This window comes from Streptomyces sp. NPDC093544 (assembly GCF_040683495.1).
In the GTDB taxonomy this organism is placed as follows: Bacteria; Actinomycetota; Actinomycetes; order Streptomycetales; family Streptomycetaceae; genus Streptomyces.
Map to the genome: position 1 here is coordinate 1 of NZ_JBFBEA010000049.1, position 18,760 is coordinate 18,760.

An 18,760-nucleotide genomic window follows, 5' to 3' on the forward strand; every position below is an offset into this window, starting at 1 on the left:
GCGAAGTCCGCCAACCAGGTGAGCGTGAACGCCACCAGGCTGCTGATCTTGATGAGCCGGCCGCCGGCCGGGTTGAGCGGGAGTTTCCAGTCCACGCGGATCAGCCCCACCGCCCGAGCCGCTGCCGCCCGGCTACCGCGAGATCCTGGCCCTCTTCGAGCAGAACGGGGACGGGCTGCGCGCCCGGGAGGTCTGTCGCACCCTGGCACCGGCACCGATCCGCGGCACACCGAAGGCATGCGCGCCAAGCTGAAACGCCTGGTCAACCGCGGCATCCTCACCGAACTCGAGCCCGGCCTGTTCACCCTCACCCCGCCGACACCGGCCACCCCAGAGACCGACTCACACTGAAATCGAACGAAGGCTCGCAGAACGCCCACTGAGAGGCGCAGATCCCCCATGTCCGCCTCCCCTGCCGACTTCCCTTGTGCGTGTCCCGGCATCCCAGCCAGGCAGGACCCACTCGCCACGGGGTACTTGCGGAGGAGTCGGTACCACCACAACCGGCGCACATCCCTGTGGTCCTGAGTCTGGCCATTCCCCGCACCTTGCAGTCAGGGACGGCCCTCCGAAGCGTCGCTGACCACTCCGCCCTTCCTCACACAGCCCTGTCTCCGTCATCCGCCACCCGTTGCATATCAAGGGCAGCCTCTGGCCCTTGAGGCCTACCCTCCTGGCCCAGGGATTGCGAGATACCAGGGTCAGACGGACAGGCCCTACGGAAGAACCCCGTACGCCAGGTCACCTCACTTGTGTCGAGCAGAGCAGCTCCGTCGCCACCTTGGATGCTCTGCTCCCCATGCCGTGCAACCCATGTACTGCCTGCACAGCTCAGGCGGACCTCCACGGCGCCGGCAGGCCCTGCTCCGACGAATGGGTCCTACCTGCCCAGGCACAAGTCCCACGCCCAGCAGGGCCTCCGGATCAGCCACTCATTGCCAATGCCAAGCATAGAGGCCCCTTCCCAACCCGGCCTACCGCCTGACAGAGCACTTGACCCCTGCCATGACGCTCACGACACAGGCCCCACGACAGGGCTACCTCTCCATGCACGATCGAAAGAACAGGGGTTACAGACTCAGGGAAAAGAGAACCCTGAAACAAAAGATCATCAACCTTCCGGAAATTACCTCGGCACCACAGGACAGGGAATGACAGCCGGACGAAACAGTCCTGCATTTCAAGCGAGACAGCGAAACGTTCCGCCCCTACAGACAGGCCCTGGATAACAAATAGGGAATTTTCGATGCGGTTCGCACAGGTAACCCGACAGGTAATTGGCCTTGTCGCTACTTCGAGTGAAGAACCCCTTGCGGGAGGGGTAACTTATGCACTCTCATAGGTAGGGTTCTGTAATGATCGAAAACCTTCCATGGGAAGAAGTGGCAGGCAATCCCGACAAGTACATCCAACTCCTGGAGGAGAAGGAGGCCGAACTGCAGCGCGATTCCTACAAAGTCCGCCAGGAGCTTCGACTCGTACGTCAGGTCAAGAAGCAGATGCAGATCGCGGACGAGTGGCGGTCATCAGGCATCCCTGAGCAGCGGCAGCCCGACACGGACTCCAAAGACGCCGAGACGACGACAGCAGCCAGCGGTTTCCAGGCCGCTCCCCGCAAGACCCGCATCTTGCGGCTCATGGCCCAGGACCCTCTGCGGCAATGGAAAGCACTGGAAGTAGCCAACGCCCTCAACGAAGCAGGAAAGATCAAGAGCGTTCGCGTGGCAGCAGATGAACTGGCAAAGGCCGGATCTCTGATCAAGCTCCCGAACGCCTTCTACCAGTACGCACCACCTCAGCATCAAAGAAGGCCGCCACCAAGGAGTCCAGTCCAAGGTGACGGCCAACGGCGACGAACCCACCTAGAACCTTCCACAGCGCCGGATCAGTTCGTCACGTTGCATTTTACGAGCGGCCGAGGGCCGCCGGTAGCGCACGACGAAATATGGTCCTGCCCTTCGCCCGAAGGGATGACCGCCGCCATGTTCGGCTTCGAACAGCCATTCCGTGCCCCACGTCCGCATACCGGCGGCTCCCCACAGCGGCCCGTTTCACACATTCCGCCCCGGCCACAGATCACAGTCCAGCGCCTTTTCGAGGTTGGCAATGGTCAGCAGGTCGGGCCACGCCTCACCGGCGAGCGCCTTGGCGATCGTGTAACGGGCGACACCGCTCTCGCGCGACAAGCGAGCGACGGACCAGCCCCGCTGGTCGAGCGCGGCCTTGAGCCGGGCAGCCATGGCCTGCGCGACCCGCGCCCCGTGGTGCTCCTCCATGACGGCCTCAGGCCACGCACCGCCGGCGCAGTACGCGCGCGGCGGCAGTCGGCGGGCATCTCCTTGGGGCATGAGGTGAAGTCTGACCCATCCGGTCCTCCCCGGTCGCGCGCGGCTGTTGCCACAGATACATGTTATTCGAATAACACTCCTCCGGCTGGGGTGTTGGTATGGCGACATGTGATGAGTCAACGGATTGATTCCTACGGCCCGTCCGGCTCCCCCGCGGGGTGGAGCCGCGTCGGCGACGAAGTGCGCCGTGTCGTCCGCCTCGCCGATCCCCTACTGCCCTACCAAGCGCGTGAACTGCTCTCCGCGCTGGCCCAGTTGGCGCTCTTCTGCAGCGGTGAGGGCCTTCCCGGAAAAGCCGAGGTGTGGCTCTCCCGCGAGGTGATCGAGCGGTTCATCGCGGTCGGCTGCCCCAACGTGAGACAGAGCACCCGCGGCAACTACCGGACCAGACTCCTGCGGCTCAGCGAGATCGTCCTGGGCGGCGAATGCCGGACCGGGAAGCCCGCCAAACTGTCGGCCTCTGTTCCCAACAGCCCATACAGCCGGACTGAACTCGCGGACCTCTGGGGATGGGTCAGCGGACAGCCCACCGAGGAGCTTCGATGGGGCTGCAAAACGCTCATGGCACTCGGGCTCAGTGTCGGCCTCGACTCACCGGAGATCATCCCCGTGCGCGTCCACGACGTCCGCAGAGCCCCAGGAGGTGGCGGCCCGGTCGTGGTGGCCACTCGCGGCCCGCGGAAACGCGAGATCCTCTGCCGCCGCCCCTGGGAAGGGGTCCTTGCCTCCGCCGCCGACCGTCTCGACACCAGGGGTGCCGCCCAGTATTTGTTCCGCCCCAACTGTCACAGCCGCGGCACCAATACCGTCACGAACTTCCTGGCCCGCCCCCAGCCCAGCCCGAACGTCCCTCGCCTGGTCATGGGCCGTCTCAGGTCCACGTGGTTGGTCGAACTCTTCGAAGAGCGGCTTCCCATCACCGTCATCGTGGCGGCGGCCGGCGTCGACACCCTCCACGGCCTCTCCCGCATCCTGCCGTTTCTGAGCGCCGTCCCCGCCGAAGAAGCCGCCCGCCTGCTGCGAGGCGGCCAATGACAGCGCCACGCAGCCTGTCCAGCGAACACCACGAGCGCCTCCTGGCGATGCGCGCCGAGCGCAGATTCATCGACGACGCCGACGTCGAGTCAGCGATCGGGGAAGTCGACAACAGCCAACTCGTCCCATTGCTGGAGGAGTTCGTCCACCTCTCGCGCGGCCGCCGCCGCACCCTGCGTCTCAGAAGCCTCCTGATCGGCCTCCACCTCTGCACCCAGGACACCGTCGGCAAGATCGTCCTGGAACGGGTCACCGACATCCTGTACTTCCGTATCAGCCCACAACTGCGTGCCCGGCTCGGCATACCCGAGTACGAAGACCACGACCGGGGATTCGAGGCGGCCTACGCCGTTGTCCGGCGTCTCTTCCACTCCATGAAGGACGCGATGAACCCCTCCCCGCTGCCACCCAACGGGCACCTCTCACGCGAGAAGGCCAACGCACTGACGGCGGCAGCCGACGTCGACGACCTGGCGGAACGGGAGCGACGGTTGGCCCTGTTCACCGAGTTCGTGCTGGACGCCTCTGTGCGCCCTCTCCACGGCCTCCTGGAGGAGCTGGCAGAAGTCTCCCTGGGCATCGACGCCACCCCTGTCCGGACGTTCTCCCGCGGCCGTGCCACGAGGGGGCCCGAGCTCGCCACCGACCCGGACGCCGGCTGGTACGTACGCGACGGCGACCACCGGGACCCCGACGCACCCGTCTCCGACTTCATGCGCTCGCCTCCGCCGCCCGCCAAGAAGGGCAAAGCCCAGACCTCCGAGCGCAAGAAGAAGACCTCGCTCAAGAAGGAGTACCTCTACGGCTACGACGCCCACCTCATCGTGGCCCGTGACACCGAACACGACGCCGTGCTCCTCGACGACGGCACCCCGAACCCCGACGTCCTCCCTGCCCTCGTCCTCGGTGTCGCCCTCGACAAGCCCGGGCAGCGCCCGGCCTACAACGGCCTGAAGGTCCTCAACCGGCTCCAGGAACGTGGATACAAACCCGGCTACCTCGCCGGCGACCGCGCCTACAACAACTCCGAGCCCACGGAGTGGCAGATCCCCGTCCGGGCGATGGGCTACAAGCCTGTCTACGACTACCGGGAAGACCAGCTCGGCAAGCAGGCTGGAACGGAGGGCGCGATCCTCGTCGAGGGCCGCTGGTACTGCCCGTCCATGCCAGAGCCCCTCATCACCGCCACCATCGATCTGTATGCCGAACGCATCGACCGGGAGACGTGGGTCCGGCTGATCGCCGCCCGCCGCGGCTACCGCCTCATGCCGAAACAGAACGCCGACGCCGGCGGCTATCAGCGGATGATGTGCCCGGCCGAAGCGGGTAAGGCCCAGTGCTCCATCAAGCCCGACACCTTGGGCCGCGGCATCCACCTCCCCCTCGTCGACCCGGAACCCAGCCCAGCGGGCCCGGTCAAGGTCTGCCGCCAGAACGCCATCACCGTCAGCCCAGAAGCCGGCGCGAAACAGTGGCAGGCCCTGGAGTACGGCGGCCCGGACTGGCAGAAGGTCTACTTCCGGCTCCGCAACAGCGTCGAGGGCTACAACGGCTACGCAAAGAACCCCCTCGCCGAGGGCATCGAAGCCGCGGGCTCACGCCGCATCCGCGGCATCGCAGCCCAGACGGTCCTCCTCGTCTTCCAGCTGGCCCACGCCAACCGCCGCAAGATCAAAAAGTGGCTTGAGACGCTAACGCTCGGCGGCCAACGCCCCCGCCGCCGAACCCACCACAGGCGGAAGACCAAAGAGCCGAGCGGCTGGACACCCACCGGCCACCTGGTGCCAGCCGCCTGAGCCCGCCGACACCACCCCAGCACCACCCCGGAGAACAATCAGCAGCACAAAAAGCAGGGCCCCGACAGTGAGAAACCTCACCGTCGGGGCCCAGCCACGTCACCGTCCAAGCCTTGACCCACCGCAACAACGAGAAACGGGCCCCACCAGGACTTTCGTCACTGGTGAGAACCCGTTTCGTCGGTTTCTCCTGGTGCGCGAGGGGGGAGTTGAACCCCCACGCCCTTGCGGGCACTGGAACCTGAATCCAGCGCGTCTGCCATTCCGCCACTCGCGCATTTGGTGTGTCGTCCGTCTCCCACCAAATGGTGTGAGCGCCTGCCGACATCGAGAAGATTAGCACGCTGCTCAGGGTGGAATCACATCCCTTTTCCGTGGGCCCGCACCCCCGCGCAGACCGCGCCCGCGCCCCTGCGAGACCACACTCACACCCCTGCGGAACAGGGCTCCCGCCCAGGCCACCCTGCCCGCGCCCGGGTCGGTGTCGGCCGCAGGTATCAAGCAGAACCGGTTCACGTATCAACCTCGTACCGGTCCTGGGCATCTACCCAGGAGCAGGACGTCCCGCACAGTCAGGTGCGGGACACTGGTCGCGAGCCACCTCTACGATCCTTGGCAGGAGTAGCGCCTCCAGGAGTTCGAAAAGGCACTTCACAGGGAACTCCGGGAAGGGACTCCGGAAGCCATCGACATCCGTCGACCGGGCCGACAGGGGGAACCACCCGTTTTCCCGGCGCGTGGATACGATCAGTAAGCAGTACGAGCAGGTCCGGCAGTACAAGCAGCACCCGCAGAACCAGCAGCACCCGCAAGTCCCGCAGAACCAGCAACACGACGACAGCAACCCGTACCAGGACGGCTACGAAGGAGGAGGTGCCCCATGGGAGTCCTGAAAAAGTTCGAGCAGCGTCTCGAAGGCCTGGTCAACGGCACCTTCGCCAAGGTGTTCAAGTCCGAGGTCCAACCCGTGGAGATCGCCGGAGCACTCCAGCGCGAGTGCGACAACAACGCCACGATCTGGAACCGCGACCGGACCGTCGTACCCAACGACTTCATCGTCGAACTCAGCACGCCGGACTTCGATCGCCTCAGCCCGTACTCGGGGCAGCTCGGCGACGAACTCGCCGGCATGGTGCGCGACTACGCGAAACAGCAGCGCTACGCGTTCATGGGCCCCATCAAGGTCCATCTGGAGAAGGCCGACGACCTCGACACCGGTCTGTACCGGGTACGCAGCCGTACGCTCGCCTCCTCGACCAACCAGCAGGCACCGGAGCGCGCTCCCGCGGGCCCGGCGGCTCCGGCCCCGGGCCGGCCAGGCAGCTACGGCTATCCGCCGGCCGCCCAGCCCGCGGGCGCTCCGCCCATGCCCGCAGCACCACCGCCCGGCGGACGTCCGGCCCCCGCGCCCATGGGCCAGCGGCCCACCGCGGCACCGGGCGCGCAGTCCGGCGGCCGGACGCGGCACTGGATCGAGGTCAACGGCGCACGCCATCAGATCTCCCGCCCGACGCTGGTGCTGGGCCGCAGCACCGAAGCCGACGTGCGGATCGACGACCCCGGCGTATCCCGCCGGCACTGCGAGATCCGGACCGGAACGCCCTCAACTGTCCAGGATCTGGGGTCCACCAACGGCATCGTGGTGGACGGGCAGCACACCACCCGCGCTACGCTCCGCGACGGCTCGCGGATTGTCGTGGGCAGCACCACCATCATTTACCGGCAAGCCGAAGGGTGAAGCGGGGGCAATGTCAGAGCTGACCCTCACGGTCATGCGGCTGGGTTTCCTGGCCGTACTGTGGCTGTTCGTGATCGTGGCCGTGCAGGTCATCCGCAGCGACCTGTTCGGAACGCGTGTCACACAGCGCGGGTCGCGACGGGACGCCAACAGGCAGCAGCCGGCCGCGCGCCAGGCCGCGCCACCACCACAACGCCAGCAAGCCGCACCCAGCGGCGGCGGCCGCCAGCGTCGTGGCGCCCCCACCAAGCTCGTCGTCTCGGAGGGCACCCTCACAGGCACGACGGTCGCACTTCAGGGGCAGACCATCTCGCTGGGCCGCGCGCACGACAGCACCATCGTGCTGGACGACGACTACGCGTCGAGCCGGCATGCCAGGATCTACCCGGACCGTGACGGCCAGTGGATCGTCGAGGACCTCGGATCCACCAACGGCACGTATCTCGACCGGAACCGACTGACGACCCCCACACCGATTCCGCTGGGCGCGCCGATCCGCATCGGCAAGACCGTCATCGAGCTGCGGAAGTAGTGCTACATCATGAATAGGCGCGAGCGGAGCGAGCACGCGGCGGCGGTCCAGACGAAGGACGCCCGCGCGCTCCCGACCGGAGGGTGGGCACCGTGCGGATGTACCCGGAGCCGACGGGCGAGGTGCGCATGAGTCTGTCACTGCGCTTCGCCGCCGGATCGCACAAAGGCATGATCCGCGAGGGGAACGAGGACTCCGGTTACGCCGGTCCCCGTCTCCTCGCGATCGCCGACGGGATGGGCGGCCAGGCCGCCGGTGAGGTCGCCAGCTCCGAGGTGATCTCCACCATCGTCGCGCTCGACGACGACGTGCCCGGATCCGACATCCTCACCTCGCTCGGCACCGCCGTGCAGCGGGCCAACGACCAACTGCGGATGATGGTCGAGGAGGACCCCCAGCTGGAAGGCATGGGGACCACCCTCACGGCCCTCCTGTGGACCGGTCAGCGGCTCGGTCTCGTGCACGTCGGCGACTCCCGCGCATACCTGCTGCGGGACGGCGTACTGACGCAGATCACGCAGGACCACACCTGGGTGCAGCGCCTCGTCGACGAGGGACGCATCACCGAGGAAGAGGCCACCACGCACCCGCAGAGGTCACTCCTCATGCGCGCGCTGGGCAGCGGCGACCACGTCGAGCCCGACCTCTCCATCCGTGAAGTCCGCGCCGGCGACCGCTACTTGATCTGCTCCGACGGACTGTCCGGAGTCGTCTCCCACCAGACGATGGAAGACACCCTCGCCAGCTACCAGGGCCCGCAGGAAACCGTGCAGCAGCTCATCGAGCTCGCACTGCGCGGCGGCGGCCCGGACAACATCACGGTCATCATCGCCGACGTCCTCGACATCGACGGCGGCGACACCCTCGCCGCCCAGCTCTCCGACACCCCGGTCGTCGTGGGCGCGGTCGCCGAGAACCAGCATCAGCACCAGATGCACGACAACGGCGCGATGCAGACGCCCGCCGGCCGGGCCTCCAGCCTCGGCCGCCCCGTGCCCGGACAGGGCGGCGGCGGCGAGTTCGGCCCGCCCGGCAGCGGCGACACCACGGGCTACGTGGACACGAGCGGCTTCGGCGGCTACTCCGACGAGGACTTCGTCAAGCCGCGCACCGGACGCAAGTGGCTGAAGAGATCCTTCTACATCGTGCTCGCGCTCGGCGTCATCGGCGGCGGCCTCTACGGCGGCTACCGCTGGACACAGACGCAGTACTACGTCGGCACCAAGGGCGAACACGTCGCGCTGTACCAGGGCATCAGCCAGGACCTGGCCTGGGTCTCGCTCTCGAAGGTCGAGAAGGACCACCCCGAGATCGAACTCAAGTACCTGCCGCCCTACCAGCAGAAGCAGGTCAAGGCGACCATCGCCGAAGGCGGCCTCAGCGACGCCAAGTCGAAGATCGACGAGCTCGCCGTGCAGGCCTCCGCCTGCAAGAAGGACTCCGAGCGCCGCGCCGCCGAAGCCGACAACAACGCCAAGACCGGTGAGGGCGAAGCCGGCGGAACCACGGGAACCACAACCACCTCCCTGACGTCCAAGGCCACAGCCACGCCGACGCCGACCCCCTCGGCGTCCACGTCCACGACCGCACCCACTCCCACACCCGGCCCCAGCCTCTCCGACGAAGAGCAGAAGCTGGTCTCGCTGTGCGGTAAGCAGTAAGCAGCCGTGAGGGGCCCTTTCACACCATGAGCAGTAGTACGAACTCGCCGACGCACCACACGTCCACGATCGGCTCGATCGGCGCACCGAGCCGACGCAACACCGAACTGGCACTGCTGGTGTTCGCCGTCGCCATCCCGGTCTTCGCGTACGCCAACGTGGGCCTCGCCATCAACGACTCGGTGCCGCCCGGCCTGCTGAGCTACGGCCTGGGCCTCGGCCTCCTCGCAGGCGTCGGCCACCTCGTCGTACGCAAGTTCGCGCCCTACGCGGACCCGCTGCTGCTGCCGCTGGCGACGCTGCTCAACGGACTCGGCCTGGTCGTCATCTGGCGGCTCGACCAGTCACAGCTCCTCCAGGAGATCAACCAGGCCGGCAGCGCCGCACCACGCCAGCTGCTGTACACCGCGCTCGGCGTCGGCCTGTTCGTCGTCGTACTGATCTTCCTCAAGGACCACCGAGTCCTGCAGCGCTACACATACATCTCCATGGCACTGGCCCTGGTCCTGCTACTGCTGCCACTGGTGCCCGGCCTCGGAGCCAGCGTCTTCGGCGCCAAGATCTGGATCAAGATCCCGGGCCTGGGAACCGTCCAGCCCGGCGAGTTCGCGAAGATCGTCCTCGCGGTCTTCTTCGCCGGCTACCTCATGGTGAAGAGGGACGCCCTCGCGCTCGCCAGCCGCCGCTTCATGGGCTTGTACCTGCCACGCGGACGCGACCTCGGACCGATCCTCGTCGTGTGGTTCATCTCGATCCTCATCCTGGTGTTCGAGACCGACCTCGGTACGTCGCTGCTGTTCTTCGGAATGTTCATCATCATGCTGTACGTCGCCACCGAGCGGACCAGCTGGATCGTCTTCGGTCTGCTGATGTCGGCGGCGGGCGCCGTCGGCGTCGCAAGCTTCGAATCGCACGTCCAGCAGCGCGTCCAAGCCTGGCTCGACCCCATGCGCGAGTACACACTGAGCCAGTCCGGCGCCCCTGGCCTCCACTCCGAACAGTCCATGCAGGCCCTGTGGGCCTTCGGCTCCGGCGGCACCCTCGGCACCGGCCTCGGCCAGGGCCACTCCGACCTCATCCGGTTCGCCGCCAACTCCGACTTCATCCTCGCCACCTTCGGCGAGGAACTCGGCCTGGCCGGCGTCATGGCGATCCTGCTGCTCTACGGCCTGATCGTGGAACGCGGCGTGCGCACCGCCCTCGCCGCCCGCGACCCCTTCGGCAAGCTCCTCGCCGTCGGCCTGTCCGGAGCCTTCGCCCTCCAGGTCTTCGTCGTCGCCGGCGGTGTCATGGGCCTCATCCCGCTGACCGGTATGACCATGCCGTTCCTGGCATCCGGCGGTTCCTCCGTCCTCGCCAACTGGGCCCTCATCGGCATCCTGATCCGCATCAGCGACACCGCACGCCGCCCGGCGCCCGCCCCCGCCCCCGCCCCGAACCCCGACGCCGAGATGACCCAGGTGGTCCGCCCGTGAACAAGCCCCTGCGCCGGATCGCAATCTTCTGCGGGCTACTCGTCCTCGCCCTGCTCGTCCGCGACAACTGGCTCCAGTACGTCCAGGCCGACAGCCTCAAGGACGACCCCAAGAACCGCCGCGTCGCCATCGCCCGCTACGCCACCCCGCGCGGCGACATCATCGTCGACGGAGACCCGATCACCGGGTCCAAGAAGACGTCGGGCGACAGCTACAACGACTTCGAGTACAAGCGCACCTACAAGGACGGCGCCATGTGGGCGCCCGTCACCGGCTACGCCTCACAGGCCTTCGGCGCCACCCAGCTGGAGTCCATCGACGACGGCATCCTCACCGGCAACGACGACCGGCTCTTCTTCCGCAACACCCTCGACATGATCACCGGCAAGCCCCAGCAGGGCGGCAACGTCGTCACCACCCTCAACGCCGCCGCGCAGAAGGCCGCGTACGACGGACTGCTCAAGCAGGGCAAGGGCGCCGTCGCCGCGATCGACCCGAAGACCGGCGCGATCCTCGCCCTCGCCTCCACCCCCTCCTACGACCCCTCCACGTTCGCCGGCAACTCGACGAGCGTCGACGGCAAGGCCTGGACGGCGCTCCAGAAGAAGAACAACCCCGACGACCCGATGCTCAACCGGGCACTGCGCGAGACCTACCCGCCGGGCTCCACCTTCAAGGTGGTCACCGCGGCCGCAGCCCTGGAGGACGGGCTGTACACGTCCGCGGACCAGAAGACCGACTCGCCGCTGCCGTACACCCTGCCGGACACCACCACCGAGTTGCCGAACGAGGGGAACATCCCCTGTGAGAACGCGACCCTGCGCGTGGCGCTCCGCGTCTCCTGCAACACCGTCTTCGGCAAGATCGGCGCTGACCTCGGCAAGGACAAGATGGTGGCGGAGGCCGAGAAGTTCGGCTTCAACTCCGAGCAGTTCACACCGGTCCGCTCCAGCGCCTCCGTCTTCCCCACGGACATGGACAAGCCGCAGACCGCGCTCAGCTCGATCGGCCAGTTCGAGACCGCCACGACCCCGCTGCAGATGGCCATGGTCGCCTCGGCCGTCGCCAACAACGGCACGCTCATGAAGCCGTACATGGTCGACAAGCTGCAGGCTCCGAGCCTGGACGTCATCGAACAGACCGAGCCCGAGAAGATGAGCGAGCCGCTGTCCCCGGAGAACGCCGGGATCCTGCAGTCGATGATGGAGACGGTCGTCAAGGACGGCACGGGCCAGAACGCCCAGATCAACGAGGGCGGCGTCACGGTGGGCGGCAAGACCGGTACCGCCCAGCACGGCGTCGACAACAGCGAGAACCCGTACGCCTGGTTCATCTCGTACGCCAAGCTCAGCGACGGCAGCTCACCGGTCGCCGTCGCCGTGGTGGTCGAGGACGAGAGCGCCAACCGTGACGACATCTCTGGTGGTGGCCTCGCGGCCCCCATCGCGAAAAGTGTGATGCAAGCAGTCATCGACAGCACCAAGTGACCCCCGTCACGTCTCCTGCACATCCGTGCACGTTGGGATACCGGTCCTGTATCGAGTGACGATTGTGGCCAGGTCACAGAAGCCGAGCCGGGTACGGTATGCCCGGACGGCACACCGCCGGACCACACAAAGGTGCGGTCGGGACCGACGGAGAGGGCTGGTAGGTAGCTATGGAAGAGCCGCGTCGCCTCGGCGGCCGGTACGAGCTGAGCCACGTGCTCGGCCGTGGTGGCATGGCGGAGGTCTACCTCGCGCATGACACCCGGCTCGGGCGCACGGTGGCGGTGAAGACGCTGCGAGCCGACCTCGCACGCGACCCATCGTTCCAGGCTCGGTTCCGCCGGGAGGCCCAGTCGGCCGCCTCGCTCAACCATCCCGCGATCGTCGCCGTGTACGACACGGGTGAGGACTACATCGACGGCACGTCCATCCCGTACATCGTGATGGAGTACGTCGACGGATCCACGCTGCGCGAGCTGCTGCACTCGGGCCGCAGACTGCTGCCCGAGCGCACCCTGGAGATGACCATCGGGATCCTCCAGGCCCTGGAGTACTCCCACCGCGCCGGCATCGTCCACCGCGACATCAAGCCCGCCAACGTCATGCTCACGCGCAACGGCCAGGTCAAGGTCATGGACTTCGGCATCGCCCGCGCCATGGGCGACTCCGGCATGACGATGACGCAGACGTCCGCGGTGATAGGTACGGCGCAGTACCTCTCGCCTGAGCAGGCGAAGGGCGAGCAGGTCGACGCACGCTCCGACCTGTACTCGACGGGCTGCCTGCTGTACGAGCTGCTGACCGTCCGCCCGCCGTTCATCGGCGACTCCCCGGTCGCGGTCGCCTACCAGCACGTACGCGAGGAGCCGCAGCCCCCGAGCGTCTTCGACCCCGAGATCACGCCCGAGATGGACGCGATCGTCCTCAAGGCGCTCGTCAAGGACCCGGACTACCGCTACCAGTCCGCCGACGAGATGCGCGCCGACATCGAGGCATGCCTCGACGGCCAGCCCGTCGCCGCCACCGCGGCCCTGGGCTCCGTCGGATACGGCGGCTACGGCGCCGACCAGGCCACCACGGCCCTGCACTCCGCGGACGCCGGCGCCACCTCCATGCTCCCCCCGATGCACCCGGACGACGGCGGCTACGGCTACGACGACCGCCCCGACCGCCGCCGCCAGAAGAAGTCGAACACCTCGACGATCCTGCTCGTCCTGGCGGGCGTTCTCGTCCTGGTCGGCGCGATCCTGATCGGCAAGTGGGTGTTCAGCGGCGACAACGCGGCCGACACGCAGGTGTCCGTACCCCGATTCGTGGACACGACGAAGGCCGACGCACAGAAACTGGCCGACAACTCCGAGCTGAAGCTGGTCTTCACGGAGAAGCCCTGCGAAGAGCAGCCAACGGGCAACATCTGCTCGCAGGACCCGGCCGCCGACACCAAGGTCGACAAGCAGAGCACGGTCAATCTGGTGGTGTCGACGGGGGCGCCGAAGGTGACGGTTCCGAGCGTCGTCGGCGACAGCCTGGACGACGCCAAGGCGGAACTCGAGGGCGACGACTACCAGTTCGAGGTCAAGACGAAGGACAAGGAATCCACAGAGGATCCGGACACCGTCCTGGAGCAGGACCCGAAGCTCGGCGTGGAGGTGGAGAAGGGATCCACGATCACCCTCACCATCGCCATCGAGAAGAAGCAGTCCACCGTCCCGGACGTCCTCAACCAGTCCTGTGACGCCGCCAAGGCACAGATGACGGCCAACAACCTGGTCGGCAACTGCACGGACGTGGAAACCGACGACCCCAACCAGGTCGGCAAGGTCATCCAGACCACCCCGCAGGCCGGGTCGCAGGCCGACCCCGGGTCCAACGTCCAGATCCAGATCGGCAAGGCCAAGGCACAGACCGCCGTGCCGAACGTAGTCACCCAGACCGTGCAGCAGGCGAAGCAGACCCTCCAGCAAGCCGGCTTCGACGACATCCAGTTCGCCGACGGCAGCAACGACAGCGACGACGCGATCGTCACGTCTCAGAACCCGGGCGCCAACACCGGGGTCGACGATCCCGGCAACACGACGATCACGCTCACGACCATCGGTGGCAACGGCAACAACGGCGGCGACAACGGCTTCTTCGGCGGCTCCACCGGATAGGCAGCCCGCACGATGAACTGACACCGCCCGGTACGACGACTGAGTCCCGGCCACCCGTAGAGGGTGGCCGGGACTCAGTCATTCACCCAGTGATGGCCGGGACTCCGGACCTGCACACCCAGCTCTTCGACATTCCGTGCGAGATACGACCACATCTTCATATACCCCGATTCGTTGAACCGGTGGGGCGGGGAATCAGAGCTCTGCCCCCGGCCAGACGGCCACGACACGAGCAGAAGGGGCGGAACATGGTCAACGAAGCGGCTCTGCTGGAATCGAAGACACTGCGGGACAGCGTGCTGGAGCGCACGGACGTGCTCGACAGGGTGAAGGCGCTGTCGCTGCTGCCGGACGGCATGCATGTGACGACGGCGATGGTGGCGGCGTACTTCCAAGTGGGCGTCAAGGCCATCCGCTCCCTGGTGGTCGACCACCGAGCAGAACTGAAAACCAACGGTTATCGGGTTCTGACAGGTTCAGAACTGAGCTCCTTTAAGGAGCTCAGTGGGATCCAGTCGCACACAGCCTCTCTCGCCATCTTCTCTCGCCGCGCCGTCCTCAACGTCGCCATGCTGCTCCGAGACAGCGAAGTCGCACGTCAGGTGCGTGTGTACCTCCTCGACATGGAGTACCTGGCACGTACACGCCCTGTGGACAACCCTGTCCATGCAGACGGCACATCCCTTGACGACCGCATCGACCAGCGCATCACCCACATCCTCGGCAAGACCGTCGTCCCGATGTTCAACGCCCTGATCGAGACATCGGGCGAGCACCGCAGGGAGCTGATCGCCTTGCGGGCAGGCGTCCAGACCGTCGAGCGCAGGCTCCGTCAGCACCACGCCAGGCTGCAACGCCTGGAAAGCCATCGAGAGGACCGCCCCCTCGCCGGGGTCATGGCCGCCATCGACGCCATGAACGGCCGCGAGTTCGAGGAGTACGTCGCCGAACTGCTGCGCCGCGAGGGCTGCACCTCCGTCGTCGTACGGGGTGGCAACGGTGACCGGGGCGTCGACATCACCGGTCTTACGGCCGACGGGCGAACCATGGTCGTCCAGTGCAAGAGGTTCGCGCCCTACCTCTCCGTCACCAGCCCCGACATCCAGAAGTTCATCGGGGCGGCCAAAGTGCTGCACACCTCGGAGGTGGCGCTCTTCGTGGCGACGTGCCCGTTCACCCGTGACGCCCTGAACATCGCCACGGACGGCGGTATCACGGCCGTACACCGAGGAATGCTGGAGGAGTGGAGCGCCGGCGCGGCTCTGGCGGTTCTGGGGTAACCGCACCTCAGTACAGAAGGGCCGAAAATACAGAAGGGCCCGAAGCCGCAAAGGATAGTTGCGGCTTCGGGCCCGGCTCATGTCAGACGTGACAACACTTCACGCTAACTCAGTTCCTTCGGCGGCGTCCGAGCGCTGTCCACCTTCTCCACCCGCTCCAACTCCCCCCACACCACATACCGATCCCGCGACGTGTACACCGGCGTGCAGGTCGTCAGCGTGATGTAGTGGCCCGGCTTCGTCTTGCCGGACTGCTTGGGGACGGACTGGAGGACCTTGACGTTGTACTTCGAGGTCTCCGGGAGGATGTCGTAGACCTTGTAGACGTACCACTTGTCCTTGGTCTCGAAGACGATCGCGTCGCCCTTTTTGACCTTGTCGATGTTGTGGAACTTGGCGCCGTGGCCGTCGCGGTGGGCGGCGAGGGTGAAGTTGCCGTTCTTGTCGCTCGTCGGCAGGGCGGACTTGAGAGGGTCCGTGTAGTAGCCGGCGACGCCGTCATTGAGGATCTCGGATGACGTGCCCTTCTCGACAAGGACCTCGCCGTTCTTCATCGCCGGGACGTGCAGGAAGCCGATGCCGTTCTTGGTGTCCAGGGAGCCCGGGCCGGTGTCCGTCGACGCCCAGTTGTCGCGGACCTTGTCGCCCTGCTTGTCCGCCACGCGGTCCGCTACGACGTTCGTCCACCACAGGGAGTAGACGACGAACAGACCGAGCACCAGACCCGCGGTGATGAGGAGTTCACCGAAGACGCTGACCGCCAACGCCAGGCGGCCGGAACCGCGGCGTCGCGGCGCCGGTACCGGCTCCTCGACGTCGGTGCGCTCGTCGTGGTCGGTCCTCGCTGCCACTGTGCATCTGCCCCGTCTGGTCTGTCTCGGGTTGTCCCGTGTGCGGCTACTGCATGCTCCCGGGTGCTCCTACTGAACGAGCGCTTCCGGCTTGCCCTCGCTGCGCGGCCGGTCCTCGACCATCTTGCCCCACACGATCATCCGGTACTTGCTGGTGTATTCCGGTGTGCAGGTGGTGAGTGTGATGTAGCGACCCGGCTCGGTGAAACCCGAGCCCTCGGGCACCGGATCGATCACGGCCGTGTTGCTCGGACTCGTCACCGGCAGGATCGACGTCATCTTGTAAACGAAGTAGTCGTCCTGCGTCTCGACGACGATCTCGTCACCCGGCTCAAGCTTGTTGATGTACCGGAACGGCTCCCCGTGAGTGTTCCGGTGCCCCGCCAGCGCGAAGTTGCCCGTCTTGGCGTCCGGCATCGCCGTCTTCAGGCTGCCCTCCGCGTAGTGGCCGACCATTCCACGGTCGAGCACCTTCGACTTGCTCGTCCCCTCGGCGATCGGCGTGACCACGTCCAGCTTCGGAATGTGCAGGATGGCGAAACCCTGCCCCGGCTCGAACGTCCCCGGGTTCCCCTTACCGGTCGCCCAGTCCTGCTGAAGATTGTTCGCGGCCTTGTCCGCCTGCTGGTGCGCCCGCACGTTCGACCACCACAACTGGTAGGTCACGAACAGCAGCATCAGAACGCCGGTGGTGATGAACACCTCACCGATCACCCGGCTCGCGATGACGGCCGCGCCAGGCTTCCGCGCCCGCTCCGCCCGCCGCGCCTCCATCCGGGTCAAAGGCGCCTCAGCGGCCTTCTCCGCCGACGCCAGGTACTCCTGGGGGTCCAGGGACTCCTGAGGCTCCTGAGGGCCTCCATGGCGCCCGTGGCGCCGGGCAGCCTTGCGCCGGGCGGCACGGCCTCCAGCGACGGACACGGGAACGCCCGCACTTCCGACTATTCGGGGCGCATTCGGGATCAAGTCCGGCATCGGACCCGGCAGCGGGCCCGGCTGCGGCTCAGGAATCCGCAGCGCCACCGTCTCGTCGTCCAACGGCATGGGGGCCGGGCGCGGTTGCTCGTACGGCACGGAGACCGGCTCGCGGTACGGCGGAGCCACCGGCTCCTGATGCGGCGCCGTGATCGGTTCCTCGTACGACGGCTGCCGCGGCCGCGTCGGCTCGGGTGCCGCGTACCAGTCGTGCGCGTACCCCTCCGGGTCGTACCACTCCTGCCGCTCGGGAGTCCGCGGCTGAGGAGTCTGCGGCGACGGGACGGGGTTCGGCGGGACCGGGTTCGGAGAGACAGGGTTCCGAGAGACGGGGTTCGGGGAGACGGGCTGCGCAGAGGTGGGCTGGGGAGGAATCCCCTGCAGCCCGACAGTCGGCTGCCGGGGCCCCGTGGTCGGCTGCTGCTGCCCGGTCGCCGGCCCCTGCCCCGGCAGCGGATCGGTCAGCGGGTCGTCCAGTTGTTCGACCGCCGCCTCGAAGGCCTCGGTGCCGGCAAAGCCCTCCGGGCCCCCAAAGCCGCCGGCACCCTCGAACGCCTCGGCACCCCCGTAGGCGGCCTCGCCGCCAAAGGAGGAGCTCTCGCGCTCGGGGCGCAGCGCGGTCACGCCGTGACCCTGCCCACCACCGGGGCGAGCCCCACCGACCTCGCCACGGCCCCCTGGTCGCCACACGCCACCAGCCAGTTGGCGAGCATGCGGTGCCCGTGCTCGGTCAGAACCGACTCGGGGTGGAACTGCACACCCTCGACCGCGAGTTCACGGTGCCGCAGCCCCATGATGATCCCGTCGTGGGTACGGGCCGTGACCTCCAGCTCGGCCGGCACGGTCTTCGGCTCGGCCGCGAGCGAGTGGTAGCGAGTCGCGGTGAACGGGGAGGGAAGGCCCGCGAAAACGCCCTGGCCCTCGTGCTCCACGAGCGAGGTCTTACCGTGCAGCAGTTCGGGCGCACGGTCCACCACACCGCCGTACGCCACCTGCATCGACTGCATGCCGAGGCAGACGCCGAAGACGGGAACGCCGGTCGCGGCACAGTGCCGGACCATCTCGATGCAGACCCCGGCCTGCTCGGGAGCGCCCGGCCCCGGCGACAGGAGCACGCCGTCGAAACCGTCCTGGGCGTGCGCCGTCGACACCTCGTCGTTGCGCAGCACCTCGCACTCGGCACCCAGCTGATAGAGGTACTGGACCAGGTTGAAGACGAAGCTGTCGTAGTTGTCGACGACGAGAATCCGCGCGCTCACTGGTTGTCCACCGTCACATCGTTGAAGGGAAGCAGCGGTTCGGCCCACGGGAAGACGTACTGGAAGAGCACGTAGACCGTCGCGAGGGCCAGTACGAGGGAGATCAACGCCCTCACCCACGCGTTCCCCGGCAGATGCCGCCAGATCCAGCCGTACATGCCGTCCCTTCC

The 18,760-nt window shown here is 67.1% G+C and carries 15 protein-coding genes and 1 tRNA gene; 10 read left to right on the top strand and 6 right to left on the bottom strand.

All coding sequences use genetic code 11. The features are described 5' to 3' along the window. Window positions 1-2,051 precede the first annotated feature (2,051 nt). Window positions 2,052-2,348: a helix-turn-helix transcriptional regulator gene (locus AB0N66_RS40565; protein ID WP_365445355.1), complete on the bottom strand. Its 297-nt coding sequence runs from the start codon at window positions 2,346-2,348 to the stop codon at window positions 2,052-2,054. Between the two features lie 111 nt (window positions 2,349-2,459). Here AB0N66_RS40565 and AB0N66_RS40570 point away from each other — a divergent pair, with 111 nt between their 5' ends. Together AB0N66_RS40570 and AB0N66_RS40575 are read left to right on the top strand one after the other, a co-directional pair. Further along, window positions 2,460-3,383 carry a hypothetical protein gene (locus AB0N66_RS40570; RefSeq protein WP_365445358.1) on the top strand — a complete coding sequence of 308 codons (924 nt, stop codon included), beginning with the start codon at window positions 2,460-2,462 and terminating at the stop codon, window positions 3,381-3,383. Further along, window positions 3,380-5,179, top strand: coding sequence for a hypothetical protein (locus tag AB0N66_RS40575; protein ID WP_365445361.1), 1,800 nt, complete (start codon window positions 3,380-3,382; stop codon window positions 5,177-5,179). The genes AB0N66_RS40570 and AB0N66_RS40575 overlap by 4 nt, the downstream gene beginning before the upstream one ends. Before the next feature lie 191 nt (window positions 5,180-5,370). On the opposite strand, the gene AB0N66_RS40580 is transcribed toward AB0N66_RS40575, so the two are convergent. Beyond that, window positions 5,371-5,456 (bottom strand) — tRNA-Leu (locus tag AB0N66_RS40580). A 460-nt stretch (window positions 5,457-5,916) separates the two neighbouring features. On the opposite strand from AB0N66_RS40580, the gene AB0N66_RS40585 reads away from it, so the two are divergent. The 8 genes from AB0N66_RS40585 to AB0N66_RS40620 all read left to right on the top strand — a co-directional run bounded on the left by AB0N66_RS40585 (window position 5,917) and on the right by AB0N66_RS40620 (window position 15,505). Further along, the gene (locus AB0N66_RS40585; protein ID WP_365445364.1) at window positions 5,917-6,072 is read left to right on the top strand and encodes a hypothetical protein; all 156 of its coding nucleotides are present in this window, start codon (window positions 5,917-5,919) and stop codon (window positions 6,070-6,072) included. After that, window positions 6,060-6,917, top strand: a complete 858-nt coding sequence (locus tag AB0N66_RS40590) for a DUF3662 and FHA domain-containing protein (RefSeq protein WP_365445367.1) — start codon at window positions 6,060-6,062, stop codon at window positions 6,915-6,917. The genes AB0N66_RS40585 and AB0N66_RS40590 overlap by 13 nt, the downstream gene beginning before the upstream one ends. A gap of 10 nt (window positions 6,918-6,927) precedes the next feature. Further along, window positions 6,928-7,449: an FHA domain-containing protein gene (locus AB0N66_RS40595; protein WP_365445370.1), complete on the top strand. Its 522-nt coding sequence runs from the start codon at window positions 6,928-6,930 to the stop codon at window positions 7,447-7,449. Window positions 7,450-7,547: 98 nt separating this feature from the next. Then, entirely contained in the window at window positions 7,548-9,110 is a 1,563-nt protein-coding gene (locus AB0N66_RS40600) for a Stp1/IreP family PP2C-type Ser/Thr phosphatase (protein WP_365445441.1), read from the top strand. Between the two features lie 26 nt (window positions 9,111-9,136). Then, the gene (locus AB0N66_RS40605; RefSeq protein WP_365445373.1) at window positions 9,137-10,585 is read left to right on the top strand and encodes an FtsW/RodA/SpoVE family cell cycle protein; all 1,449 of its coding nucleotides are present in this window, start codon (window positions 9,137-9,139) and stop codon (window positions 10,583-10,585) included. Beyond that, entirely contained in the window at window positions 10,582-12,072 is a 1,491-nt protein-coding gene (locus tag AB0N66_RS40610) for a penicillin-binding transpeptidase domain-containing protein (RefSeq protein WP_365445376.1), read from the top strand. The genes AB0N66_RS40605 and AB0N66_RS40610 overlap by 4 nt, the downstream gene beginning before the upstream one ends. A gap of 170 nt (window positions 12,073-12,242) precedes the next feature. Further along, window positions 12,243-14,225: a Stk1 family PASTA domain-containing Ser/Thr kinase gene (pknB, locus tag AB0N66_RS40615; RefSeq protein WP_365445378.1), complete on the top strand. Its 1,983-nt coding sequence runs from the start codon at window positions 12,243-12,245 to the stop codon at window positions 14,223-14,225. 248 nt (window positions 14,226-14,473) lie between these two features. Next, window positions 14,474-15,505: a restriction endonuclease gene (locus AB0N66_RS40620; protein ID WP_365445381.1), complete on the top strand. Its 1,032-nt coding sequence runs from the start codon at window positions 14,474-14,476 to the stop codon at window positions 15,503-15,505. Between the two features lie 104 nt (window positions 15,506-15,609). Here the strand turns inward: AB0N66_RS40620 and AB0N66_RS40625 are convergent, their stop codons facing one another. The 4 genes from AB0N66_RS40625 to AB0N66_RS40640 all read right to left on the bottom strand — a co-directional run bounded on the left by AB0N66_RS40625 (window position 15,610) and on the right by AB0N66_RS40640 (window position 18,748). After that, complete coding sequence (locus AB0N66_RS40625; protein ID WP_365445384.1) at window positions 15,610-16,356, bottom strand: class E sortase; 747 nt, start codon at window positions 16,354-16,356, stop codon at window positions 15,610-15,612. 69 nt (window positions 16,357-16,425) lie between these two features. Continuing rightward, on the bottom strand, window positions 16,426-17,955 hold the full coding sequence (locus AB0N66_RS40630; protein ID WP_365445387.1) for a class E sortase: 1,530 nt from the start codon (window positions 17,953-17,955) through the stop codon (window positions 16,426-16,428). After that, the gene (locus AB0N66_RS40635; protein ID WP_365445390.1) at window positions 17,952-18,590 is read right to left on the bottom strand and encodes an aminodeoxychorismate/anthranilate synthase component II; all 639 of its coding nucleotides are present in this window, start codon (window positions 18,588-18,590) and stop codon (window positions 17,952-17,954) included. The genes AB0N66_RS40630 and AB0N66_RS40635 overlap by 4 nt, the downstream gene beginning before the upstream one ends. After that, window positions 18,587-18,748 carry a hypothetical protein gene (locus tag AB0N66_RS40640; RefSeq protein ID WP_365445393.1) on the bottom strand — a complete coding sequence of 54 codons (162 nt, stop codon included), beginning with the start codon at window positions 18,746-18,748 and terminating at the stop codon, window positions 18,587-18,589. Before AB0N66_RS40640 ends, AB0N66_RS40635 begins: the two co-directional genes overlap by 4 nt. Window positions 18,749-18,760 lie beyond the last annotated feature (12 nt).